The sequence below is a fragment of the Halobacillus litoralis genome, from assembly GCF_020524025.1.
Lineage (GTDB): Bacteria > Bacillota > Bacilli > Bacillales > Halobacillaceae > Halobacillus > Halobacillus litoralis_D.
The window spans coordinates 356,587-378,339 of the sequence record NZ_JAIVKN010000001.1 but is presented as its reverse complement, the minus strand read 5'-3'; the positions used below and the strand labels follow the sequence as shown (position 1 = coordinate 378,339).

At 38.8% G+C, this 21,753-nt stretch carries 29 protein-coding genes and 2 pseudogenes; 11 read left to right on the top strand and 20 right to left on the bottom strand.

Annotated features, from left to right (window positions below):
* Positions 1–213 precede the first annotated feature (213 nt).
* The gene (locus LC036_RS02080) at positions 214–525 is read left to right on the top strand and encodes a TIGR04104 family putative zinc finger protein (RefSeq protein ID WP_226577539.1); all 312 of its coding nucleotides are present in this window, start codon (positions 214–216) and stop codon (positions 523–525) included.
* Positions 526–571: 46 nt separating this feature from the next.
* On the opposite strand, the gene LC036_RS18435 is transcribed toward LC036_RS02080, so the two are convergent.
* On the bottom strand, positions 572–706 hold the full coding sequence (locus LC036_RS18435; RefSeq protein ID WP_264188059.1) for a hypothetical protein: 135 nt from the start codon (positions 704–706) through the stop codon (positions 572–574).
* Between the two features lie 168 nt (positions 707–874).
* Between LC036_RS18435 and LC036_RS02075 the strand changes: the two genes are divergently transcribed.
* Complete coding sequence (locus LC036_RS02075) at positions 875–1,054, top strand: hypothetical protein (RefSeq protein WP_226577536.1); 180 nt, start codon at positions 875–877, stop codon at positions 1,052–1,054.
* A gap of 670 nt (positions 1,055–1,724) precedes the next feature.
* Here LC036_RS02075 and LC036_RS02070 read toward each other — a convergent pair.
* The 8 genes and pseudogenes from LC036_RS02070 to LC036_RS02035 form a co-directional block, all read right to left on the bottom strand.
* Entirely contained in the window at positions 1,725–1,898 is a 174-nt protein-coding gene (locus tag LC036_RS02070) for a hypothetical protein (protein WP_226577533.1), read from the bottom strand.
* Positions 1,899–2,401: 503 nt separating this feature from the next.
* The gene (locus LC036_RS02065; RefSeq protein ID WP_226577531.1) at positions 2,402–2,755 is read right to left on the bottom strand and encodes a DUF2200 domain-containing protein; all 354 of its coding nucleotides are present in this window, start codon (positions 2,753–2,755) and stop codon (positions 2,402–2,404) included.
* A 327-nt stretch (positions 2,756–3,082) separates the two neighbouring features.
* Positions 3,083–3,919: an STAS domain-containing protein gene (locus LC036_RS02060; protein WP_226577528.1), complete on the bottom strand. Its 837-nt coding sequence runs from the start codon at positions 3,917–3,919 to the stop codon at positions 3,083–3,085.
* Positions 3,920–4,220: 301 nt separating this feature from the next.
* The gene (locus tag LC036_RS02055) at positions 4,221–4,976 is read right to left on the bottom strand and encodes an SDR family oxidoreductase (RefSeq protein WP_226577527.1); all 756 of its coding nucleotides are present in this window, start codon (positions 4,974–4,976) and stop codon (positions 4,221–4,223) included.
* 206 nt (positions 4,977–5,182) lie between these two features.
* Positions 5,183–5,686, bottom strand: a pseudogene (locus LC036_RS02050) (DinB family protein).
* A gap of 104 nt (positions 5,687–5,790) precedes the next feature.
* Complete coding sequence (locus LC036_RS02045) at positions 5,791–6,219, bottom strand: ester cyclase (RefSeq protein ID WP_226577524.1); 429 nt, start codon at positions 6,217–6,219, stop codon at positions 5,791–5,793.
* Between the two features lie 333 nt (positions 6,220–6,552).
* Positions 6,553–6,777, bottom strand: coding sequence for a helix-turn-helix domain-containing protein (locus tag LC036_RS02040; RefSeq protein WP_226577521.1), 225 nt, complete (start codon positions 6,775–6,777; stop codon positions 6,553–6,555).
* A 10-nt stretch (positions 6,778–6,787) separates the two neighbouring features.
* Positions 6,788–7,270, bottom strand: a complete 483-nt coding sequence (locus LC036_RS02035; protein ID WP_226577518.1) for a DUF2975 domain-containing protein — start codon at positions 7,268–7,270, stop codon at positions 6,788–6,790.
* A gap of 312 nt (positions 7,271–7,582) precedes the next feature.
* Between LC036_RS02035 and LC036_RS02030 the strand changes: the two genes are divergently transcribed.
* The 6 genes from LC036_RS02030 (at position 7,583) to LC036_RS02005 (ending at position 11,027) form a co-directional block, all read left to right on the top strand.
* Entirely contained in the window at positions 7,583–8,437 is an 855-nt protein-coding gene (locus LC036_RS02030) for an ABC transporter ATP-binding protein (RefSeq protein ID WP_226577515.1), read from the top strand.
* Positions 8,430–9,083 carry an ABC-2 transporter permease gene (locus tag LC036_RS02025; RefSeq protein ID WP_226577512.1) on the top strand — a complete coding sequence of 218 codons (654 nt, stop codon included), beginning with the start codon at positions 8,430–8,432 and terminating at the stop codon, positions 9,081–9,083. The genes LC036_RS02030 and LC036_RS02025 overlap by 8 nt, the downstream gene beginning before the upstream one ends.
* Positions 9,083–9,448 (top strand): GntR family transcriptional regulator, encoded by a 366-nt coding sequence (locus tag LC036_RS02020; protein ID WP_226577509.1) that lies wholly within the window; start codon positions 9,083–9,085, stop codon positions 9,446–9,448. Before LC036_RS02025 ends, LC036_RS02020 begins: the two co-directional genes overlap by 1 nt.
* Positions 9,449–9,707: 259 nt before the next feature.
* Complete coding sequence (locus LC036_RS02015) at positions 9,708–10,022, top strand: ArsR/SmtB family transcription factor (RefSeq protein ID WP_226577506.1); 315 nt, start codon at positions 9,708–9,710, stop codon at positions 10,020–10,022.
* A gap of 80 nt (positions 10,023–10,102) precedes the next feature.
* The gene (locus LC036_RS02010; RefSeq protein WP_226577503.1) at positions 10,103–10,534 is read left to right on the top strand and encodes a DMT family transporter; all 432 of its coding nucleotides are present in this window, start codon (positions 10,103–10,105) and stop codon (positions 10,532–10,534) included.
* Between the two features lie 28 nt (positions 10,535–10,562).
* Positions 10,563–11,027 (top strand): DMT family transporter, encoded by a 465-nt coding sequence (locus LC036_RS02005; protein WP_226577499.1) that lies wholly within the window; start codon positions 10,563–10,565, stop codon positions 11,025–11,027.
* A 390-nt stretch (positions 11,028–11,417) separates the two neighbouring features.
* Here the strand turns inward: LC036_RS02005 and LC036_RS02000 are convergent, their stop codons facing one another.
* Positions 11,418–12,569, bottom strand: a complete 1,152-nt coding sequence (locus LC036_RS02000; RefSeq protein WP_226577496.1) for a YhgE/Pip domain-containing protein — start codon at positions 12,567–12,569, stop codon at positions 11,418–11,420.
* 240 nt (positions 12,570–12,809) lie between these two features.
* Here LC036_RS02000 and LC036_RS01995 point away from each other — a divergent pair, with 240 nt between their 5' ends.
* Positions 12,810–13,430 (top strand): TetR/AcrR family transcriptional regulator, encoded by a 621-nt coding sequence (locus tag LC036_RS01995; protein ID WP_226577494.1) that lies wholly within the window; start codon positions 12,810–12,812, stop codon positions 13,428–13,430.
* A gap of 66 nt (positions 13,431–13,496) precedes the next feature.
* Here the strand turns inward: LC036_RS01995 and LC036_RS01990 are convergent, their stop codons facing one another.
* The 4 genes from LC036_RS01990 to LC036_RS01975 all read right to left on the bottom strand — a co-directional run bounded on the left by LC036_RS01990 (position 13,497) and on the right by LC036_RS01975 (position 16,984).
* Positions 13,497–15,389, bottom strand: coding sequence for an LTA synthase family protein (locus LC036_RS01990; protein WP_226577492.1), 1,893 nt, complete (start codon positions 15,387–15,389; stop codon positions 13,497–13,499).
* A 628-nt stretch (positions 15,390–16,017) separates the two neighbouring features.
* Positions 16,018–16,314 carry a hypothetical protein gene (locus LC036_RS01985; protein WP_226577489.1) on the bottom strand — a complete coding sequence of 99 codons (297 nt, stop codon included), beginning with the start codon at positions 16,312–16,314 and terminating at the stop codon, positions 16,018–16,020.
* Positions 16,315–16,433: 119 nt separating this feature from the next.
* A complete protein-coding gene (locus tag LC036_RS01980; RefSeq protein ID WP_226577486.1) occupies positions 16,434–16,736 on the bottom strand; it encodes a DUF3784 domain-containing protein in 303 nt (100 codons plus the stop codon).
* Positions 16,737–16,771: 35 nt separating this feature from the next.
* Positions 16,772–16,984 carry a hypothetical protein gene (locus LC036_RS01975; RefSeq protein ID WP_226577483.1) on the bottom strand — a complete coding sequence of 71 codons (213 nt, stop codon included), beginning with the start codon at positions 16,982–16,984 and terminating at the stop codon, positions 16,772–16,774.
* 153 nt (positions 16,985–17,137) lie between these two features.
* Here LC036_RS01975 and LC036_RS01970 point away from each other — a divergent pair, with 153 nt between their 5' ends.
* Positions 17,138–18,022, top strand: coding sequence for an NAD(P)-dependent oxidoreductase (locus LC036_RS01970; RefSeq protein WP_226577482.1), 885 nt, complete (start codon positions 17,138–17,140; stop codon positions 18,020–18,022).
* Between the two features lie 108 nt (positions 18,023–18,130).
* On the opposite strand, the gene LC036_RS01965 is transcribed toward LC036_RS01970, so the two are convergent.
* Positions 18,131–18,346: a hypothetical protein gene (locus tag LC036_RS01965; RefSeq protein WP_226577479.1), complete on the bottom strand. Its 216-nt coding sequence runs from the start codon at positions 18,344–18,346 to the stop codon at positions 18,131–18,133.
* Between the two features lie 215 nt (positions 18,347–18,561).
* On the opposite strand from LC036_RS01965, the gene LC036_RS18430 reads away from it, so the two are divergent.
* Positions 18,562–18,684 carry a hypothetical protein gene (locus LC036_RS18430; protein ID WP_264188058.1) on the top strand — a complete coding sequence of 41 codons (123 nt, stop codon included), beginning with the start codon at positions 18,562–18,564 and terminating at the stop codon, positions 18,682–18,684.
* Positions 18,685–18,746: 62 nt separating this feature from the next.
* On the opposite strand, the pseudogene LC036_RS01960 reads toward LC036_RS18430, so the two are convergent.
* From LC036_RS01960 to tyrS, 5 genes and pseudogenes are all read right to left on the bottom strand, one after another.
* Positions 18,747–18,920, bottom strand: a pseudogene (locus LC036_RS01960) (alpha/beta hydrolase); the annotation flags it as partial.
* A gap of 116 nt (positions 18,921–19,036) precedes the next feature.
* Entirely contained in the window at positions 19,037–19,294 is a 258-nt protein-coding gene (locus LC036_RS01955) for a hypothetical protein (RefSeq protein WP_226577476.1), read from the bottom strand.
* 223 nt (positions 19,295–19,517) lie between these two features.
* Positions 19,518–20,141 carry a nucleotidyltransferase domain-containing protein gene (locus tag LC036_RS01950; protein ID WP_226577473.1) on the bottom strand — a complete coding sequence of 208 codons (624 nt, stop codon included), beginning with the start codon at positions 20,139–20,141 and terminating at the stop codon, positions 19,518–19,520.
* Positions 20,131–20,448 carry an antibiotic biosynthesis monooxygenase gene (locus LC036_RS01945; protein WP_226577471.1) on the bottom strand — a complete coding sequence of 106 codons (318 nt, stop codon included), beginning with the start codon at positions 20,446–20,448 and terminating at the stop codon, positions 20,131–20,133. Before LC036_RS01945 ends, LC036_RS01950 begins: the two co-directional genes overlap by 11 nt.
* Positions 20,449–20,483: 35 nt before the next feature.
* Positions 20,484–21,728 carry a tyrosine--tRNA ligase gene (tyrS, locus tag LC036_RS01940; RefSeq protein WP_226577468.1) on the bottom strand — a complete coding sequence of 415 codons (1,245 nt, stop codon included), beginning with the start codon at positions 21,726–21,728 and terminating at the stop codon, positions 20,484–20,486.
* Positions 21,729–21,753 lie beyond the last annotated feature (25 nt).

The window sequence follows — 21,753 nt, the reverse complement described above, 5'->3', positions numbered from 1 at the left end:
GTTTTAGATCAAATGTAAGTGGTTATTATTCAACTTTATTCCATGCACTTGATTAGTCCAGTCTACAAATGATTCCCACAGCAAACGTACCGCGCGTCTTATATCATTTAAACCAGAATCCAATTCCAATCATTTTAAAATAACTACATGAACTCCATCCTCTCCTATTGATTTGGAAACATATGTAAGGGGTAAAGGTCAGAAAGAGATGAAATGATTAGGCGGGGGGGTGGGGAAATAATCGTCACATGCATAAAATGCGGGAAAAAATGGACATGGAAAGATACATTCTCAAAGATGCCCAAGTTAAAAGATAAGAAAGTCTCGTGCCCTTATTGTGGGAAGGAACAATATTTAACGGGGAATCGAAAATCATTTGTCATTCATATCATAGCAACAGCGTTCTTATTATCAAATTTCGAGAAGGATCTTTATGTGATCTCAATAACGGCTTCTCTGCTGGCTGTTTCATTGCTCTTACTTCCGTTTGGCATGAAATCAGAAACTAGTAAAAAACGTTTTTAGGTAGAATGGTGGGGGATTAAACATCTATTACACTAAGCTGATTGTATTATTCATTCTTTAAACTAATTAATTCATCCAAGTGCAGTACAATATTACCCTTCTGATAACCTGGAAATTTATAGACGGAATATCCAATAAGTACAATGGTACCAATTAATAAGAAAAGAATGATGATTCCCAAACCAATCCCACCTTCGCAACTAAATTCCAACCCCTTGCCCCATGGGCTGTATGATCATTCTAATTTAAAGTGTATAACCGACTTTGATAAGTTGGTGCACCCATGGCTACTCTTCATAATATCCGTTTGTTTGAACAGCGAATAAAGGAGGAGAGAGTATTGCTTAATATGAACAAGTACCAAAGAAGAGCAGGAGTTATTTTATTAGGTCTACTCATCATCTTATTACCATTCTTAAATGAAAGAATTAATTCTTTTCCATTACTCATCCTATACTTACTCTTATATAGTGCCGTCATGTATGGTGTGGGCATGGTAATGAAAGGGAAAGATAAGTCAAATCAATAGATGATTAAAGTGGACTTCCTTCAACCATTAAAATAGGAAGGCCCTGTACATGAGAATATAAATTGAATAAACCATTTCCAGGCGTTTTATACAGCCTATATATGATTCACATGTACGTGGCAGCCTGCCACCTTTAAAACAGAATCCATGGACACTTGTAATAAGTTCTTTGGGAGGAAGTACCGATTACGCTTCCAGGTTACCTTTACTTTATCCCCTCCCCAATTCACTTACTGCATCGTCATCCATCACTCTCTTCTTTCCTCTCTCTTTGAATGTCAAAGATACCAATCAAGCCACAAACAAAAATGCCTAAAACTAAAACACTTGTAAGGATCCAGTTTTGCCCCCAACTGCTGATTGCACTCAAGAGACAACATAATGATATGACGAATGCCCCATACTTCGCTCGCCATCCAACTGATTTTGAAGTCCTTTTATTTTCCAAATTGTCCCCCCCAAGCACCATTTATTCATCCCATCCCGGAAAGCCTCATCTATTCAAAGTACCTTAGCAAAACCTTGAAACCAATATAGACGGTTCAACCATTTATACGTATGAAGGTGAATTTTTGTTTCAAAATTTCCCATTATCCCGATGTTATAACAGCGAGCCCATTCATCCTATTAAGTCACCATTACAAAGGAATACACGCCTCAAAAAAATTTTTCAAAAGCTTGTGGCTATCCATATAAGTATTAAAGCGAATAGGATAGCAGCTGCCGTATGAACCCAGTTCCCTTTCGCTTTCCCTTTTATATGCGCAAAGTCCTTTAAAATGATGGCTCCCCAGCCACCAACCACTAATAAGACCACGAGTATTGTCAAAACGATATCATTCATTAGGAACCTCCATTTACCATTTATAGGTTGACAGGGTCCTATTACCAGAAGAGAATGTTTACAAACTTTTCCTCAAATAAAAAATATCGAACGGATCCATCATGAGTTACTCCCTTTTCTTTTTTAGAACGCTTATGCTTTTTATAAAGGGGAATGGAAATATAAAAATGCATATGTGACACAAATCTTATCCGATTTTCAACCTTATGTAGCAGGAGTGGGTATCTATTCAATATAGACTTTTGTTTAAATCTATAGGAGCAGCGATCTATGTTTACCTGTTTTCTTTATTTTTTGAATGGGTGACTGACTCAAAGCTGAGTAATGAATTTCAGTTTTCAATAGTTATGGTAATTTCAGTCATGTATTTTACCCAAAGATATATGGAACAAAGGAAGAAAAATAAAACGTAAGGCAGCTCTGGGTGCTCTTAAAGACTAAATTCAATAAAAAAACACCGCTTCCTTTATTCGTTTAAATGGAGGCAGTGTTTTTCATAGTATTTATGAGGTCCTTAAAATCTTTTCCATCGCTTTTCCCTTTGCCAGCTCATCAACCAGTTTATCCAAATAGCGGATTTCCTGCATGGTTGGTTCTTCAATGTCCTCCACTCGGACACCACAAATGACACCTTTAATCATCTTCCGCGAAGGATTCAGCTTGTGTGCTTGTGCAAAGAAAGTCTCAAAGTCTGTCTTCTTCTCCAGATGCGCTTCTACCTCTTCCTGGCTGTATCCTGTCAACCAACGGATGATTTCATCGACTTCTTCTTTCGTACGTCCCTTTTTTTCAGCCTTTGTAACATAATGAGGGTAGACACTTGCAAAACTCATCGTATAAACCTTGTGTTTGGCCATGGATAGGTTCACCCTTTCTTTAATCCTCAATTCGTTATTTTCTAATTATACCATCCATTAGATATTTTATTTTCCTATACAAATATTCTCCTTCGTATCTCATTCCAACTTATTACGAATAAAAGCTGGAACAGTTACAAATTTTCAAACTTACTTAGCTCCTTCTACTTCACCATTTTTACTACTGGGGCCTGAATCTCCTTAACATTTGAACAATAAGCAAATAAAAAAGGACCAGCTTCTGTTCTAGTCCTTCGTATAAATAATTTACATTCGAAACTCCCATTCATTCCATAACTTCATTTTTCCCCATAAAAAAAGCCAACATTAAATGTTGACTTTTCCAACAGTCGATTGTAAAGATTCAATAGCCCTGTGTAGACTGCTGAATGTATAAACATCTTTCATATTAATCCCTAGACTAACCATGGTCTGGACAATATCCGGACGGATGCCGCTCAATATTCCTTTCACACCTGTAAGTTCAAGGGCATTAATGACTTTAAATAGTTGATGGGCAACCATTGTATCAATCACACTTACACCAGATAAGTCTATAATAATCGTTTCCAGCTCGTATTCTTCCCCCTGCTTCAAGGCATTTTCCATTAGGAGCTGGGCCCTATTTGTGTCTATTTCCCCGACGATTGGAATGACACCGATCGTCTCTGTAACACGGACAATAGGAACCGATAGTTCATTTACCGCATAATAAGCATTTTGTATGGTATTTTTAAAATCTTCCATATAGGATTGACTCATTAACTGCACCGCTTGGTCAACCGTATTATTAAACTGGGTAAGGATCTCATAAAAATCGTCATATGAAAGGTTCTGTGTTTTTGCTTCTTCTTTAATAATAGACCCAATGACTTCTCTATAGTCACTTATTTCAACAAGTGCTAAATTCAAGGGTAACCTTAGTTCTACTAGTTTCCCAGATACGTTATCACTCCATTTTTCCAGACTCTGAGTAACCTGCTTAGCATCTTGCCTTAAAGAGTCTGCGTAGGCTTCAATCAATTCCATTCTCCATGTAATTAATTGTTCCGATGCTTCTTTTCCTATTTCACCAGGTATTGAAACTGCGCGCGCTAACTGTTCTTTCTGTTCAACTATTTTTTTTGTTACAGGTTTTAATGTTGCTGTTGTTTCAGGTGTCATAAGTTTCCCCCTCAAAATGTCCACCTACTATTGAGATATATCTTATTCCTCTTTGCTGGGCTTCTTTATAATAACTATTAGGTTTCATTAATATGGTACAATAATAAGCTTTAAATTTCGAGTGGAAATAAAAAACTAATAGATTCCAGGCATTTTGAAAGAGACAGACCTGTGATGAGAATCTGCCCCAAACTTCGTATAACCTCTACTTTTCAGCTCTTTGTTGTAATCCCCATATATCGGTCAAATATTTTACTCCTATACAGGACAACTCCCATATAATAAGCGATCACCCCTGTTGTTAACTCCTAAGAAATCCTCCCTCAGAATGGATGACCTGTCCAGTAACCCATTGGGCATCATCGCTGCAGAGAAATCCAATTAGGTTTGCAGCATCTTCCGGTTTTCCGATGCGGCCCATTTTGAACTTTGGCAGAAGGTACTCCCTTATTTCATCTGTCATCCAGTTCGAGTCTGTCGGGCCGGGATTCACGGCATTGACGGTTATACCTAACTCTGCGACTTCGGATGATAAAGATTCTGTAAAGGAAGAAATGGCCCCTTTCGTTGCTGCATAGGCTAAATTCCCGGGCATTGGTCCCTTTCCTTGACCAGAAGTTAAATTAACAATACGTCCCTTCTTCATTTCATTTTTCTCTATAAGACGCGCGAACTCTACGCAAAGCATAAAGGTCGTCTTCACGTTTACATTGTAATGATCATCTAAGGTCTTCCCATCTAAATCCGTATAGTTAGAATCTATTGAATGTGCTGCATTGTTAATCAGGATCGTAGGACAACCTAGTTGTTCACATACTTCTTTTATTAATGTTTTGTATGCATTATTTGTAGACAAGTCAACCTCTAAGCCCTCACACAGAACACCCCGTTCTGAAATCTCACGTTTAAAACGATTGGCAAAGCCAGTTTCAGACTTCCAGTAGGTAAAGAAAATACTTATTCCTTGAGAAGCTAACTTCCGACATACAGCTGCTCCTATTCCTTTATGATTACCAACACCTGTTACTAAAGCAATTTTAGGCTGTGAATATGTCATGATCTATTCCTTTCTTTATGTAGAATAAAGTTATGAAAAAATTTTATGGTTCACCACGAAAATAAAAGCAGGTAGAGAGATACCTGCTTCGTTCACGGGGCTTCTATAAGTCCAAACCTATCCCCTTGAATGGTTATTACAAATGAACAAATCTGCTTTAAATCTTTTTATTTATTGATCTTCTTTTTAAACTTGCGTAAAGTTTTTTAGAGCATTTTCCTTATGATTCTTATCTGCCCCCGATGATTGATCTCGTCTTCAGTTACGTGAAACCAAATGAAATAGTTATTAGAAGGATGATTGTCCCATAGCCTGGATTCGTATAACCATTCATCCGACACCTTCTCAAATTCCTAAAGCGTCCTTTTTCTAACTTCTTCAAGTTTTGTAAGGTAAAAATCTAACGGGTACCCTTTTATCTCCTCTCTCCCCTTTTCTCCAAGACTATATGGAGATCCCCAGTCCAACATTTCCTGCTCGTTTGGGCTTCGTCCATCAAAAATCTCTATTTGAAAACCTTTTTCTACAGCTGCTATATGTAATAAGAGAGCTCCAATGCTGTTCCCATCCTTAGCTGGTAAGAAATCCAATTCAGAAGTTGTCAGGCCCGATACAATTTCTAACGTTGTTTTTCTAGCATAGTTCATTTGTGAAACCAGATGACCGATTTGTGGAGTGAACCCTTTCCATGCATCGATTTTATATTCCATTTCTTACACCTCCTGTTCCCGCATCATTAGTTAACCTCTCCATTTTCTAATAGACTCGATGGTAAGATATCAAGGCGTTGTTAAATATCCACACCATTTACTCCTTAGAAAACTTTATGAGTGTTCTTTTGCAGTGCGCCCAGATCAAATAGGATAGCCGCATCACTGTTTTCACACCAGAGTTCTTGAATCTGATTTCCCTTAAAATAAAAAATCATGATCCCTGTTTCTTTAACACGCTGGTTTTCTGATGGTATATTGAACCATCCACCCTTATAGGTCATCCAGCCCGAATAACGAACGGCCAGCTTTTGTTCCTGTTCTATGAAATCATTCAATTCCCATTCATCCTCTTGAAAAACAGAACGATACCATTTCATAAACTCCTTCATTTTTTCTGTTGTATGATCACCGTTGCGGGAGTGAAATACAAAATCCGGCGTTGTAAGTTCATCCAGAATTTCTAAATTACCTTTAGTGAAGTATTCTTCGAACCACTTCTTCACGATATTCTTTTTTTCATTCCTTGTCATATTTGTTTTCCTCCTTTTGGTCAGCTCCATTATACAAATAACCGTTTCATATAATGAGATGGCTGAAGTCTTAGAAATTCCTATACATTTTTTCACTTACTTCTATGAAATCTTCAACGTTCTAGCCGGGTACCTGACTTCTTCCATCCCACCGCATCATCCAGTAATGTTTTTTTCTATAAATTCAGAATAACAGAATACACGTTCTCCTCCCAGCGTATAAAAGAGAAAAAAAGTGTACTCTCATTTGATGGAGTACACTGCTTCTTTAGGTATAAATCCATTATGGATAATCCTCATTACTTGAGGACTTGATAAAAGTCATCCATCATTCTACGAATCCTGCCCGCCCTCTTCACATTTATATTCTAAAATATCTCCAGGCTGACACTCTAATGCTTTACAGATGGCTTCTAACGTTGAGAATCGAACCGCTTTTGCCTTGCCATTCTTTAAGATAGACAGGTTCGCCATCGTAATTCCCACCTTCTCAGACAGCTCCGTAACGCTCATTTTCCTTTTTGCCAGCATGACATCGATATTGATAATGATCGCCATAATATTCACCTCAGACAGTAAGATCATTTTCTGATTTGATACGAATCGCTTCTTGTAATAGTCGTTGAAGAACTGCAGCAAATACGGCAATAACCATGGCAGCAAAAATAATGACCATCCCGATCGCTATAAAGCCCGGGGCATCACCGGCCTCTGCAATCATATAGAGTAGAGGCATAAAGAAAACATAACAAATACTAATGATTCCAGCACTAAACTTGATCAGCTTGAGGGAATGTACAGATAAATCCGAGAATGCTTGATTCTTATCGATATGACTTAAAAGTTTAAAAGCTTGATACAGGGCAAAGTAAAACGGCAGTGCTGGCAAATACATAAAAAGTAAAACGAAGGTATTAATTACCGGAATACCCGGCAGTAGATCTGATGCATATTTCGCAATCTCAGGTACAACAAATATACACATGACAAGGATAGGAATTCCTATAAGAATAACCGACAGCTTCAAAAAGATGGTCGTTCCACGTTTCAAAATAAGCACCCCACTTCTTATTGTTACGTCTATCATATAGTTATATTTATTGTTTATCAATAAATATATACCGTTTATAAATAAATTTTTACCTTGCATTTATATCCTTATCCCAGCTTCCCCCTCGCACCAAATGGGCGCATATTCTTAATGGAGCTTTTCCCATAACACTCAACTCCAAGACATCCAGACTAAAAAGCACAGCATTCGAATGATTGGACGTACATATTTGAATTTTATTGACATAAACATTTTCCAGAGAGTATATTGTGTATATACGATATACACAGTCATTTAGAGAGGAGCTATCATATGTTAGCTTTGGATGTTAAAAATCTGAATAAGAAATATGAGCAGTTTCAATTAAAAAATGTTTCCTTCCAGCTGAAAAAAGGCTATATTATGGGATTTATCGGCGCTAATGGAGCTGGTAAAACAACCACTATAAAATCAATTTTGAATATGACCCAAATAGATAGTGGAGAAATTAGTACTTTGGGAAAGAATTTTATTGAGCACGAACTCGACATGAAGCAGGTGATTGGGTATGCGTTTGGTGGAGCCAATTATTATACGAGGAGCAAAGTTAAGAAAGTAACGAATGTGATTAAGAAGTTTTATCATAACTGGGATGAAGCAGTCTATTCCAGTTATCTTAAGAGGTTTGATTTGGATGAAAATAAAAAGATCGCAGAATTGTCAGAAGGAATGAAAGTTAAATACAATTTGGCTCTTGCTTTATCCCATGGTTCAAAGCTCCTCATTCTTGATGAACCAACAAGTGGACTTGATCCGGTAGCAAGAGACAATCTCTTGGATTTATTTCAAGAGCTGGTAGAAGAAGGAGAAATTAGTATCCTTTTCTCGACTCATATTACTTCTGATTTAGAAAAATGTGCCGATTATATTACCTATATCCATAACGGAGAAATCATCAATAGTTCTGAGAAAGAAGAATTTATTAACGCCTATCGATTGTTGAATGGAGATAATAGTCAACTCGAAGAGGTTAAAAACCATTTAATTTCCTACAAAAAAAATTCATTTGGCTTTACAGGATTGATCCACAATAAAGACTTTGATCCAACTTCAAATATTAACGCAGCCCGTCCCAATCTTGAAGAGATCATGATCTATTTTTCAAAGCGGGAGGATATGTATGTATAACTTACTTTTGAAGGAATTAAAGCTTGGTGTAAGCCCCTTCTTTTATATATTGCCCTTTTTGACAGGAGCATTAATGTTAATTCCCGGATGGATATACTTTATAGTCCTCCTATATTTTTGCTGGATAACTGTGCCGAATCTCTGTGGGACTTATAAAGCTCAAAATGATTTACAGTTTTCTTTTATGATGCCTGTTACTAAAAATGATATCGTAAAAGCAAAAATAGCGGTTATTGTAATCCTGGAGTTCCTGCATATTGTAGTTGCCGTTATCTTTGGTATTATGAATACTCAACTGTATCCTAATATCAACAACTTCTTCCTTGGACCAACTGTAGGTTTTTGGGGACTTGGTTTTATAATGTTTGCTATCTTCAACTTCATTTTCATATCAATGTATTTCAAGACAGCCTATAAATTTGGTGCCCCGACAATAGCAGCAATTACAGGCGCTATGCTGTTTGCAGGAGGTGCCGAGTGGTTAGGAATACAAAATTCTATGTTCTTTGACCTGTTTAAAGGGAGCAATTCTAACAATTTATTTATTCACTTACCTATTTTGTTCGCAGGGATTGCAATATTTGCAGTATTTACGATTATTGCTTATCATATTGCCATTAAACAATTTAGGAAAGTGGATATCTAATGAATATAGCTATTTCAAACACCTCAGAAAAACCAATCTACCAGCAGCTTTTTGAACAAATTAGTGCCCAAATTCTCAAGGGTGAGATTGAAAAAGGATATAGTCTTCCATCCATTCGACAGGCGGCCAAGGAATTACGTGTCAGTATTATCACCATAAAAAAAGCTTGGGAAGAGCTTGAACGACGTGGTTTAATCTATACTGTAACTGGAAAGGGATGCTTTGTAGCCGAACTTTCATCTGAGGATATTTTAAAAAAGCGTAATGAACTGGTTGAAAAGCAAATGGCTGTTGACATTTCCTATTACAAATCCTTTGGACTTACTTTAGAAGAAGTAATTGAACTTCTGAAAAAGGTGTATTAGGTGTAGATATGAATTAGACGTTCACGATTATACTCTTAACCAATCTAAATATAAAAAAGAATTCCCCCTCCTTACTTATGCATAGCCAAGTGAGGTGGAATTTCTTATGTTTCATGTTCATTCCCAAATGATATCCCACTATTTTGGGTCCCGTTATCCAGATCATAACCTAAAGTTATTCCAAGAGGAAAGTTCATCTCTTCTCGATTTTGAACTCCCCTTTTGACATATCGAATTTTTTCGATTTATAATACAAAGCATGGAACCTATCGATTTATTCAAAGCATTGTCTAATGAAACCCGACTGAACATATTGCATTGGCTTAAGGAACCAGAGAAGCATTTCCCCAAACAGCAGGCTCATCTCCCTAAGGAGGTAAGTATTAAGGGCGGTGTTTGTGTAGGGGATATCCAGGAAAAAGCTCAGGCTTCTCAATCTACCGTTTCCCATTACCTAAACATGATGCAGAAAGCCGGGTTACTTGAATCTGTACGTTATGGTCAGTGGACGTATTACAGACGAAATGATGAATTGATTCGTCAGCTGGCGGAGTATCTTCATACAGAAATCTAATATATGATTTCTGTATATTTTTCATTTGTTTATATCGATAATTCTAGATATTTAAATATAATGATGAAAGGATCATAGATATGCGGTATTTTTCTTATATTTTTGCACTCTTAGCAGGTGCTGCACTCAGTTTTGAAAGTGCACTTTATGGCGACTTAGGTAAATCAATTGGTGAACTGGAAACAACGTTTTATAACTTTGCTGTAGGCTCCTTAATCCTGGGGTTGATTTGGTTGTTTTTTGGAAAAGGCAAGCTTTCCTATACGATGGAAGCCCCGAAGTGGTCTCTCATTGGAGGAATTCTGGGTGTGGTCTATCTCTTATCGATTGTAATCAGTGTTCCTTTCGTGGGAGTAGGCATTACAATGGTCGCCGTTATTATTGGTCAAATAGTAATGAGCATGATTATCGAACACTTTGGCTGGCTTGGAAGTGCCGCTTCAAGGATCAATAAAGAAAAGGTCTTTGCGGTACTATCCATGATCATAGCGCTTATTTTAATTAATCAGTAGAGATTTCTAACGAGAGGAGAGATGATTTATGGATATATTAATGGTTTTATTCACATTATTCGCAGGAATTACATTGAGCGCCCAGTCAGCCGTTAACGGGACATTCAGTAAAGGAGCCGGCACCATTGAAACAGCCCTCCTCACATTTTTGACAGGGTCTATTTTTCTATTTATTATTATTCTATTCTTCGGTGAAGGGGATTTGTCAGGCATTATGAATGCACCGAACTGGCAGTTAAGCGGTGTGTTTATGGGTGTGTTTTACCTATCCTTCACCATCGTAGCTATCCCAAGGATTGGAGTCATCGCAACGAACCTGACCACCATCGTTGGTCAGCTCGTTATTGGTTTAATTATTGATCACTTTGGCTGGTTTGGAGGTATTCAGATTGATCTGGATGGACCTCGTGTACTTGCACTGGCGTTTATGGCCTTGGCCTTATACTTCATATACAAAGGAAATAAAAAAACTCAGACAGAAGCGGTAAGTTAATACACAAAAAGCATTTGACGCCGGTGGTCAAATGCTTTTTTGTATGAAATCAAATAAATACTCGATCATATAAGAATTGCTGTCATCGGCATTCCTACATTAAAAAGAGTGGTTTCCTTTCAGCTCTTTTTTATTGAATATGTAGTACTTTAATCAATTCTATAACATCCTCATCCCTGCCCTGTTCAATCCGTACCAGCTCTGTATTTGCAATGATACCCTTGTAAAATCCCTCTCCTGCAGGGTACTTTCCGTCCCACCGTAAGGGAACATTGTATACATTTATAGATTCATCCCCATTACCAAATTTACAGTCCTCGTAATTTCACATTCTTTATAAGAAAAAACCGTTTCATTTTATAGAAACGGTTTAAAGCTGATTAAATTTGATTAAGAGTTCACTTCGGTATCCTGCTTTTTACTCGTAGGCTTAAAAGCATTAGCCAGAATAATAAGTATGCTCCCTACTCCAATCCACACAAGGACTGCAACAGGAGTGCTCCACGTTAACTCTTCTCCAAAGAAGAATAACTCCCGGAGACCTTCCACCATAAACCGCATCGGCAGCCAGGAGTAAATCCAATCTCGATAAAATGGAGACATCATTTCAGGTGCCAGTGCTAATAACGGGCCTCCAAAGAAAAGTAATAAAACAAAGATGGCGATCCCCTTGAATCCCACTAATGAAAGGACAGCAGATATCAATAGAAAGAAGCTGAAGGAGGTAATGGATAAAAATAATGCGGTATCTATAAAATTAGGAATGTTAAGTCCCAGCATTCCATCGGCCATCCAAGTAAAGCCAAATCCGATTACAAGAGCCACTACAGCTCCCATGATGATCTGCCCCATCTTTGTAAGAAGGTTTTCTTTCCTGGAATGGATATTCATTTTGCTGATGGCCATAAAAATGATAGCCGCACCAGCTAAACTTCCCATCCATAGGGGTTGGAACATTGTAATTGGCGAGTTACCATTTGCACTATTCTCTCCAACTTCGTTTACATTTGTGACATTTTTACTGATTGGTGTCGCTAACATGGAAGCCTGCTCAATTGTCAAAGCAGTGTCCTGCGCTTTAAATCCTTCCAGCAGTTGAGTTCGAATTTTATTGTTCATGTTGTCAACTACTCCATTCATCACCTGCCCTGCCATAGTTGAAGCAGCCATATTCATACCCTGATTGACATAGATTTTAACTTCAGGAGATATAGGTGCAGCCGATTGTAAGGAAGCCTGCTTCTCACTGAAGTCTTTTGGAATTACTAAAGCTCCATAATACGCTCGCTTGTCTAAACCCTCCTGAGCAGCTTTTTCACTTTTCACCTGCACCCATTCAACAACTGAATCATCATCCGTATCGGAAGGTTGATTCATCGTATCTACTATCGTCTGTCCCATCGCTCCCTCATCCATATTTACAATAGCAATCTGCAGATCTTTGGGTTGAACATTCAACGAAGGAATCAAAGTTAATGAAAAGATAAATAAGACAGCCAGCGCAATAATTGGTGATGCCATAACAAGTTTGTTTTTAAACATCTTACTCTCTCCCTCTTAATAATTGGACAACGTGTTGTTTTTTTATTATATGTTTGGATGAATCCATCTACAATAAACAGATGCTTCCATTGTGTCGGTTAATAGACATAAAATTGAATGTGTTGGATAAAATTCAGATTACCGATACAGTAGTTCTGGTTTACTCCCTTTTATTTAATCCGGGGCTGGATTATAATCTTAATCAACACGGTGTTCGATTACATGCAGGGAGGAAGCGAAATGAAGGAGACAATCACCGATTTACGGGTATTACGTACGAAAGAATCAATCCGGGATGCCTTGGTAGAATTAATGGAAGAAAAAGGTTTTGAAGCCATAAAAGTTAAAGACATAACCACCCGGGCCAAAATCAACCGTGGAACCTTTTACAGCCATTACCAGGATAAGTATGATTTAATGAACAAATGCGAGGAAGAAATTATGAAGGAATTAGCAGGTCTGGTGCTGAAAAACGTTCCAAATATTATTGCATCTCCTCAAGAAGATACATCTTCAGCTACTACCCCCTTCTCCGTTCTTGTCTCAATTTTTAAATATTTAGATCAAAACAGAAGGTTTATGAAAGCTGTGCTTGGTCCAAAAGGAGATGTATCCTTTCAGGCAAAGTTGAAGAAGTTCGTCTGGAAAACAATTTTTGAAAGTAACAATCATCCTATTATTAAGAAGGAGAATTTGTTAGTTCCAGGTGAATTCCTGGTGTCCTATGTAGCTTCTGCCCATATAGGTGTCATACAGCAATGGCTGAATAGTGAAAGAGAAGAGTCACCCGAGGAAATGGCCCATATTTTAATCAATTTGACAATTAACGGTCCCTTTTATGCGGCTGGGTTGAAAAAGTAAATAAAAAGATGAATGTCCGAAATGAAAAACCCACTCCCTGTACTACAGGGAGTGGGTTATAAAAGATTATTGTTCTGTTTCTTCTTTTTCGCTGTCTAGAAACCTTAATAAGTCTCCGTAAACAACTTTATCTGAATAATTAAGTTCTGTCTCTGCCTTTTCTTTCAAAGGAGCACACGTCTTCGCGTCTATTTCTTCTCCTGACGATTTGTCGTAACAATGATCCCCTTCAGCGGCATACACATATTCATCAGTTACAACACTGCCGTCCCGGAAAATTGTGACACTTTCACGATCTTTCTTAAAGAGGTCTGTACCAAACTGAACGTCATTTTCCTGTTCTATTCCCAGTAAATGAAGAATCGTCGGTTTCAAGTCAATCTCACCGCCGACAGTATCCATTTGTTTCCCTTCCATTCCAGGGATATGAATGATCAATGGTACTTTTTGCAGTTGAGTGTGTTCAAATGGACGGATTTCTTTGCCTAGAATTTCACTCATTGCACGGTTGTGGTTTTCAGATATTCCGTAGTGGTCTCCGTATAATACGAAGATCGTATCTTCATATTCCCCTTGTTCTTTCATCATCTGGAAGAATTTCTTAATGGATTCATCTTCATAACGGACCGTTTGGAAATAACGGTCGACTGATCCGTCGCCGGTATCAGCCGGCTCGATCATTTCCATATTTTCATTGTTTGTAATATATGGGTAGTGGTTCGTCATGGTTAGGAATTTCGCATAATACGGTTTATCCAATCCTTTTAATTTCGGCATAGACTGTTCAAAGAATGGAATATCCTTTAATCCGTAGTTCACAGAGTTTTCATCCGTTACATTATATTCTCGTTTAGAGAAGTAATGGTCATATCCAAGACTTTGATACATGACATCACGGTTCCAGAAGCTTGCGTGATTTCCATGGAAACTTACAGGCGTGTACCCGTGTCCCTTCAGAATCTCAGGTGTAGCATTAAACTCATTATTCGCATTAGTTGTAAATACAGCTCCACGTGGAAGTCCATACATAGAGTTATCAATTAAGAACTCAGCGTCGGACGTCTTCCCTTGACCTGTATTGTGATAAAAATTGTTAAAGTAGAAACTTTCATCTTTAAGATCGTTTAGGAATGGTGTAATTTCCTGACCGTGTAAATTGCGGTCAATGACAAAGTTCTGAGTAGACTCTAAGGAAACAAGCACTACGTTTTTTCCTTCAGCCTTCCCGAAATACTCACCATGTGCTCCCATCTTCCCTTGTTGAGAGTTCACGTAGTTTAGTACCTCGCTCAATTCGTTACTATCAGCTAAAACACGGTGGGAAGACGTTTTTGCCGTCATGACCGTATCGTAAATATGATAGTTGTAGATCCCCAGAAGCTTGACTAATTTCGCGCGGTCAAAGGTCCTTACCAGAAGCTGTGGCCGCTCCATTTCTGCAAGGCTCAAGTTGACAGCAGCAAATCCGAGGGAAGCTGCGAAAATCATGGCTATTGTACGTTTTCGGAATTCAATCGTCGGCTTCGTTTTCTTAACAACGAGCCAGGTAATTAATACCACAATATCCACCCAGTATAAAAAGTCCAACGGATGCGTCAAGGCTTTAGCACTTCCACCAAGATCACCGAAGTTTTTATATTGCATTAAGACCGGTAGTGTAATGAAATCATTGAAAAACCGGTAATACACAACGTTCGCATAAAGAGCGAAAGATAATAAGAAATAAATAGTCATAAATGCTTTGTTCCGTCTTTTCGGTGAGAAGAAAAGGGAAAGTCCCAGGAAAAACAGCAATGAACTTATTGGTGTAATGATTAAAATAAATTGTTGAATCCCATTTTCAATATCTAACGTAAATGCAGTCTGCAGGGCGTAGTACGTCTTTGCCCAAAGAAAGAAAGCGGCAATGGCAAAGAAAAACCAGCCTTTGTTTAATAGATTTTGTTTTTGGTTAAACATGATTAACCTCCTGATGTACCTAACGATAGGTAAATATTTATATAATTTAACAGAAAAATTACATGAAGTAAACTACATAAAGGTTCCAAGTTGTTAAGGATTTGTTACAATGTAAGCTTAGTAGTTTTCTATCAGCACGTATAGTTATAACCGACTGGAGCAGGGCTTAAACATGAAATTGAACCACTACCCTCACAGCATTATAATGATCCATTTTAGAATTGCAACCATCCTTCCCATTTCATACCTGGTGGTTTAAAAGTGGATCCGCCTGTATTAGAGTAAGAGAAGTACTGATGGAACTGCTTTTCTATTCCTTTTATACATAGACAACGAAAACTGTTAAATTCTAATTATTTGGCATTAAAACCACTTTATGGAATTAAAATTCAAGGATCATAAACTCTTATATAAAAATGGTCTACTTGTGAATTTTAAGAAGTTTACATTATCACCAGAAGCGTATATCTTCAAAGCGTATTTGCAGTGCCGAAATTAGAAGTATAATAGGAACCTTCACCAGCAGCGAGTCTTCCAAAAACTCCTCCGTTTCTGAGAGGCTTGAATACAAGACCACCCCTGTGTTCATTTCCTACACACTTTCATTAACTCCATGTATTTTGAGAAGTTATTCCAGTAAGTTTTCTAGTAATGTATGTCCAAACGACCCCCAGAATGATCCCCACGCGAAAAGGAAGATCAACTCAATCAAAATTAAGACTAGAAATTTTTTAAATGAGTTTTGTTTTACTTGCAGATAATAAAAAATCCCCCAAATTAGATAGAAACTAGCTAAAAAAGTATATTCTGCCGTATAGGGTTCCGTTGGTGGAGTGAAATTCATACCAAGGTAAGCAAAAAAATTAAATACTAATAATACAATCAAAGCAGCTATGTTTAAAATATGAATATAGATTTTCTTCAAAATATCCCTCCTTTATAAATAAAAGGGCAGGTACTTCAGGATTCGTAGTCGTGATCTCCTCAATAGATATAATCCCAAAAGCGTTTTATTTTCATCTTCATAAATACAACGTCTATCGTTTATCCCATCTGTTTTCGTAGAACATGAACAGCTAGAAAAATGCCTGGAATAAAGGCAATCCCCCCGTATAGGACACCCGTTACAGGGCCTACGTACTCAAGCCCGAATGGCAGAAGGATCGTACAAAGTCCAACCAGGATAGAATAGAGACCGCTCCGCCTCGCTAACTGGTCCTTATCCCCCTTGTAAGCTTTTGGATCATAACCGGCAATAAGAAAAAGCTTCTTTTTACACCATGTGAGATACCCTGTGAACAGAATCAACATTCCAAGTAGAAAACAAGTCATAATGGAAACCAGCATTCGGATCACCTCTTTATCTCATAGGGTCTAATCTTCTACGAGCTCACATCGCAGGAAAAGTCTACGATTCTAATACCTGATTTTTCTATTGAAGGCATTCCGCCTTTGTCATAACACTCATTGGTTAATTCTCTTACTTTCAGGTGGCTGTTATAGATCGTCAGAAAACCGAGACACCCCGCTAATAGAATAAGGCTAAACACAGCAATCATGTATTTTAATATCCCTAGATTCTTTATATGTTTCATAACGACCCCTCCCCTCCTAATGATTTACGAATGAAAAAGGAAAAAGTTCCCTTATTTTTAAAACAGCCCCTTTTCTATTTGTGGCTGCTGCTGGTTCCTTGCTATACTTTTATGTAAAGGTTTATACAACCAGCAGAAAGTGGGAGAGGCATAATGACAAAGAAAACCATCGGCTTTATTGGTACAGGAGTTATGGGAAAAAGCATGGCGAAAAACTTAATGGAAGCAGGTTATTCCCTAAATGTATTCACACGGACAAAAGAAAAAGCCAGCGACTTACTTGAGGCAGGCGCCGAATGGAAAGAAGATACGGCATCGCTCGCGCAGGCATCTGATGTCATCATTACGATTGTTGGTTACCCAAAAGATGTAGAAGAGATCTATTTTGGGGAAGATGGCCTTCTACATAACGCAAAGCAAGGTTCCTATGTGATTGACATGACTACTTCTTCACCAAAACTTGCTGAAAAGATTTACAACAAAGCAAAAGAAGCAGGAATTCATGCCTATGATGCACCGGTATCCGGTGGAGATGTCGGAGCAAGGAATGCCGCTTTAACGATTATGGTCGGTGGAGAGGAAGGCTTGTTTGAAGAGGTCCTCCCGATCTTTGAAGTGATGGGGGAAAACATTGTCCTTCAAGGGGAAGCAGGCGCCGGTCAGCACACAAAGATGTCGAACCAGATTGCTATCGCTTCCGGAATGATGGGTGTAACTGAAGCGGTTCTCTATGCGGAAGAAGCGGGGCTTGACCCAAAGAAAGTGCTTAAGAGTATTTCATTTGGTGCAGCCGGGAGCTGGTCGTTATCCAACCTTGCCCCGCGGATGATAGACCAGAATTTTGACCCTGGATTTTATGTTAAACATTTTATTAAAGATATGCAGATTGCCATTGATGCTGCTGAAGAAATGAACGTCCCTGTTCCTGGTTTAAAACTCGCTAAACAACTGTATGATCAACTCAGTGAAGCAGGTGGAGCGAACAAAGGAACGCAGGCCTTGTATACTTACTACAAGCATATGATGGCAGAGAGCTGACAAATATTCTTTTATTATCATAACGATTTGGATAAATAGATCAATTCACTAAAAGAGCTCAGCGTATCCTTTACCGCTGAGCTCTTTTCATGTTGTGTGCCTATTCTATTAATCTCCGGGTCCGTCTGAACTTCCAAAGCTCTGATTTTTCGCGCTGGCATAATACCGGGAGCTCTTATCAAAAGCTTCTTCCTTCGGTGTCCGTTTATTCTTATTTGCTTCATCACCATAAAACTTGTTGGTGTTCCATCCCAATTCATCCCGAATCCACCCAAAAAGGAGAAGACCACCTATAATTCCGACAAAACCTAAGATGAGATACATAAATTGTCCCGTCCTTTCTTATTCGTTCCTTTCCCTTGTATACGGGTATAGGGATGAAAAGGTTTCACAAATTATGGAACTTTCTTATAATAAACAGGCACTGTCTTATGTACATTATGATAACCTCGGCTTAAACAGCTTCTTTTTTCTTTAGCCCAATTGAAAAAGTACCATGCCAAAAAAGCCGTTCAGAGCTGAATGGTCAGGTCATTGCCTTGATTGAACAAACTATTCTAAGTTATTTAATCACAGGTACAACGGAGACCGCTTCCAGGATGGATGCTTGTATCTTCTTGGATGCCGTAGTTAATGGCATTCCCGCTGTCGTGAGCGGCTAATAGTTGTGAATATGGGGGTTTTCAGAGGATATCTGCAGGAGCTGGATGGTTTCTTTCTTTACTATCTCATCATCTTTTTCCTCAAGCATCGCCATTGTCGCATAGTAGAATAACGGCCGGTCATAGGAATAGCCAGCCCCGGAGAACATAAAGCAGATCGTTTCAGATTCATTTTGAATATGTGTGTAGCGGATTTCCTTATCCCCGGTCTTTTTTGTTTTCACATCCACTTTCATCTCTATGCTGCCCCTTCCGAGTACAGGCTGTCAAACACAGAGTATATTTGGTGATCTTTAAGATTATCCACACAACTATCCCCTGTGCCGCCCGTTTCGATTTCTAAAAGAATGCATCAGCAAATTTCCTGCTCTTTCTCTTGACCAATCTTCCTCATCCGCCCGTTGCCTTTATATGTATTTGTCTTTGACCTAAAAAACTGCCGAGCCCCATGATAGGTCGTATACCAGAGATTATTGATAATCTCGTATTCATACGGTTGACCAGAATTAAAAGCAACGGGATGGAAGGATGAACCAAATATATGGTCTTTCACTTCTATAACCCCAAGGTTGTTTTTCTCATCTTTCCACATCGCAACGACTTGTTTCATCCACGTCCCACCTATCTGTTCTATAAATTTAACACAAATGTAATTATTTCAAAATTTGGAATATAAAACAATCTTTTTATTGAAAAAATTTGAAATTGCTGTTTCATCCTTTTCATTTCTGTCATTTAAGGCTGATGGAACGCCTGGAATTCCCTTTTTCTCTCCTTGTTTATCGGCTGTACTACGTTTTCTTTGAGTCCGGGAACCAAAAGGAAGTGGCAGATTACTCGCTGGTTATGTAATTAATAAGACGAGAGACGTGATCTTTCTCCCATGATTCCTGTAAAGACCTTTGAAAAAGATCATGCGCCTCCGGATCATTTTTCTTCAGCCACTCAAACGACTTCTTCGGACCTAAATACCAGCGGTCATTCAGTTCAAAATAGATTTCAAGACTATCTTTCAGCATCCAATGGAACCGGTAATTTCCTTCCAGGTCCCCTTTTTGCGACCTTACTTCCATTTTCCTGAGCCATGTCCTTAAAAACGTTTTTTCTTCTCCAGAAAGCTTCTTTGGGCCCTCCTCAAAAACACGGTGAACTTCTGATAGAAACAAAGCCGCTTTTCCCTTTTCATCAAGCACGATCTGTCCTTGATGAGCTTTTAGAAACCGGCCGGGATTATCCATGTGAGGAGTTGGATGAACCCAAACATCCAGCTGCTTCCCTTGAAAGAGATCAACTTCATTCTCCTCCTGCTCTGTTGTATCGGTAAATCCAAGGAGGTCAATGTCACTTTCCTTTGTATAGTCCCCTGTCATATAGGAGCCATAGAGAATAACCGTATGACACTGGTATTTCTCTTTCAAGCGGGCGGTGATATCGTTGATTAATTCTTTAACGATCATGGATGGACACCTCCTCAAAACTCCCTTCCTGTACGTCATTTTTTTCTGGTATTAGAACTGACTGAAAGGCTATGAAGAGCTTTCGAATCTCTTCATCCCCCTCGAGTTGTTCCATTCCCTTTCTATAAGTTTCTTCACTATTGTAACGGCTGATTTCCATCCACTTCGCCGGGTCATCTTTGCTTTGTAGGACCGTCATCTCTGTGCTTATTTCCCGTTCATAAATCGCCTGCGCCTGTTTAAGAATGTCTAGAAATTCAGACGTTTTATCCGGCTGGACATGATAGGTATACACTTTTACATACATGTGTGTTCCTCCTTTTTTGTGAAGTCTATGAAGCTTTACTTTCGTTTCAACTGAACGAATTTCCTCTTGCCAACCTGCAGAATGAGACCGTCTGTAACGGTAATCTCTAGAGAAGGGTCAATTACTTTCTCTTGATTTAACCGGACCCCTCCGTTTTTGATCATCCGTCTTACCTCACTTTTCGACGGCAGTAAATCCAGTTCCTTCACCAGATCAACGATGGAAATAGGAGATTCGCCTTCCCACAATACTTCAGGTAGATCCGTCGGGATTTTATTTTTCTGGAAGACGTTTTGGAAATGTTCTTTCGCCTGTCCGGCCGTCTTCTTATCATAAAATAACTCGACAAAAGATTGAGCCAATTGGACCTTCGCATCTCTTGGATGCAGCGTACCGTTTGCAAGTTTCTCCTCCAACTCACCAACGGCTTCTATAGAAAGATTGGAAGCCAGACGGAAGTACTTTACAATCAGCTTATCTGGAATCGACATCGTTTTTCCGAAGATCTCATTCGGATGTTCATCAATCCCGATATAGTTGTTCTTAGACTTCGACATTTTCTCTACCCCATCAAGGCCCTCCAAAAGCGGCAGTGTGAGAATCACTTGTTTTTCCTGACTGTAATGATCCTGTATCTGTCGTCCAAACAGGACGTTGAACTCCTGATCGGTTCCACCTAGTTCGATGTCCGATTCTAACGCAAAAGAATCATAGCCCTGCATGACCGGGTAAAAGAATTCATGCAGATGAATCGGTTTATTTGCCTGGTATCGATTATGAAAATCATTTCTTTCAAGCATGCGTGCAACGGTGACCGTACTTGCGAGCTGCAGAATTTCCGCAAAGCCAAGACCTGCGAGCCACTTACTGTTATAATGCAGTTCCACTTTGTCCATATCCACCACTTTTCCGAACTGTTCAAAGTATGTTTTTGCATTATGCTGGACTTCTTCGTCAGTCAGTGCCGTACGTGTGGCGGTTTTTCCAGTTGGATCACCGATCTTCCCTGTAAAATCACCGATAATCAACTGGACGGTGTGGCCGAGCTGTTGGAACTGCTTTAATTTATTTAACACAACCGTATGACCGATATGAACATCGGGGGCCGTGGGGTCGAGACCCAGTTTCACCTTTAGAGGTTTTCCTGTATGGATGGACTTAGCGATTTTCTGTTTAAATTCATCTGCGGGAAGAATCGTTTCCACCCCGTAGGAGAGAATCTCATACTGTCTCGTTAATTCCTGTTTTTGATTCTGGTCTAACTGTTCGATATGATTCATTCTCTACCCCTCCAACAAGTTTTTT

What these genes read in the sequence shown, in the direction of transcription:
- LC036_RS02080 (WP_226577539.1), top strand. Translation starts at nt 214, where the DNA reads ATGATTAGGCGGGGGGGTGGGGAAATAATCGTCACATGCATAAAATGC.
- LC036_RS02075 (WP_226577536.1), top strand. Translation starts at nt 875, where the DNA reads ATGAACAAGTACCAAAGAAGAGCAGGAGTTATTTTATTAGGTCTACTC.
- LC036_RS02070 (WP_226577533.1), bottom strand. Translation starts at nt 1,898, where the DNA reads ATGAATGATATCGTTTTGACAATACTCGTGGTCTTATTAGTGGTTGGT.
- LC036_RS02065 (WP_226577531.1), bottom strand. Translation starts at nt 2,755, where the DNA reads ATGGCCAAACACAAGGTTTATACGATGAGTTTTGCAAGTGTCTACCCT.
- LC036_RS02060 (WP_226577528.1), bottom strand. Translation starts at nt 3,919, where the DNA reads ATGACACCTGAAACAACAGCAACATTAAAACCTGTAACAAAAAAAATA.
- LC036_RS02055 (WP_226577527.1), bottom strand. Translation starts at nt 4,976, where the DNA reads ATGACATATTCACAGCCTAAAATTGCTTTAGTAACAGGTGTTGGTAAT.
- LC036_RS02045 (WP_226577524.1), bottom strand. Translation starts at nt 6,219, where the DNA reads ATGACAAGGAATGAAAAAAAGAATATCGTGAAGAAGTGGTTCGAAGAA.
- LC036_RS02040 (WP_226577521.1), bottom strand. Translation starts at nt 6,777, where the DNA reads ATGGCGATCATTATCAATATCGATGTCATGCTGGCAAAAAGGAAAATG.
- LC036_RS02030 (WP_226577515.1), top strand. Translation starts at nt 7,583, where the DNA reads ATGTTAGCTTTGGATGTTAAAAATCTGAATAAGAAATATGAGCAGTTT.
- LC036_RS02025 (WP_226577512.1), top strand. Translation starts at nt 8,430, where the DNA reads ATGTATAACTTACTTTTGAAGGAATTAAAGCTTGGTGTAAGCCCCTTC.
- LC036_RS02020 (WP_226577509.1), top strand. Translation starts at nt 9,083, where the DNA reads ATGAATATAGCTATTTCAAACACCTCAGAAAAACCAATCTACCAGCAG.
- LC036_RS02015 (WP_226577506.1), top strand. Translation starts at nt 9,708, where the DNA reads ATGGAACCTATCGATTTATTCAAAGCATTGTCTAATGAAACCCGACTG.
- LC036_RS02010 (WP_226577503.1), top strand. Translation starts at nt 10,103, where the DNA reads ATGCGGTATTTTTCTTATATTTTTGCACTCTTAGCAGGTGCTGCACTC.
- LC036_RS02005 (WP_226577499.1), top strand. Translation starts at nt 10,563, where the DNA reads ATGGATATATTAATGGTTTTATTCACATTATTCGCAGGAATTACATTG.
- LC036_RS02000 (WP_226577496.1), bottom strand. Translation starts at nt 12,569, where the DNA reads ATGTTTAAAAACAAACTTGTTATGGCATCACCAATTATTGCGCTGGCT.
- LC036_RS01995 (WP_226577494.1), top strand. Translation starts at nt 12,810, where the DNA reads ATGAAGGAGACAATCACCGATTTACGGGTATTACGTACGAAAGAATCA.
- LC036_RS01990 (WP_226577492.1), bottom strand. Translation starts at nt 15,389, where the DNA reads ATGTTTAACCAAAAACAAAATCTATTAAACAAAGGCTGGTTTTTCTTT.
- LC036_RS01980 (WP_226577486.1), bottom strand. Translation starts at nt 16,736, where the DNA reads ATGCTGGTTTCCATTATGACTTGTTTTCTACTTGGAATGTTGATTCTG.
- LC036_RS01975 (WP_226577483.1), bottom strand. Translation starts at nt 16,984, where the DNA reads ATGAAACATATAAAGAATCTAGGGATATTAAAATACATGATTGCTGTG.
- LC036_RS01970 (WP_226577482.1), top strand. Translation starts at nt 17,138, where the DNA reads ATGACAAAGAAAACCATCGGCTTTATTGGTACAGGAGTTATGGGAAAA.
- LC036_RS01965 (WP_226577479.1), bottom strand. Translation starts at nt 18,346, where the DNA reads ATGTATCTCATCTTAGGTTTTGTCGGAATTATAGGTGGTCTTCTCCTT.
- LC036_RS01955 (WP_226577476.1), bottom strand. Translation starts at nt 19,294, where the DNA reads ATGAAACAAGTCGTTGCGATGTGGAAAGATGAGAAAAACAACCTTGGG.
- LC036_RS01950 (WP_226577473.1), bottom strand. Translation starts at nt 20,141, where the DNA reads ATGATCGTTAAAGAATTAATCAACGATATCACCGCCCGCTTGAAAGAG.
- LC036_RS01945 (WP_226577471.1), bottom strand. Translation starts at nt 20,448, where the DNA reads ATGTATGTAAAAGTGTATACCTATCATGTCCAGCCGGATAAAACGTCT.
- tyrS (WP_226577468.1), bottom strand. Translation starts at nt 21,728, where the DNA reads ATGAATCATATCGAACAGTTAGACCAGAATCAAAAACAGGAATTAACG.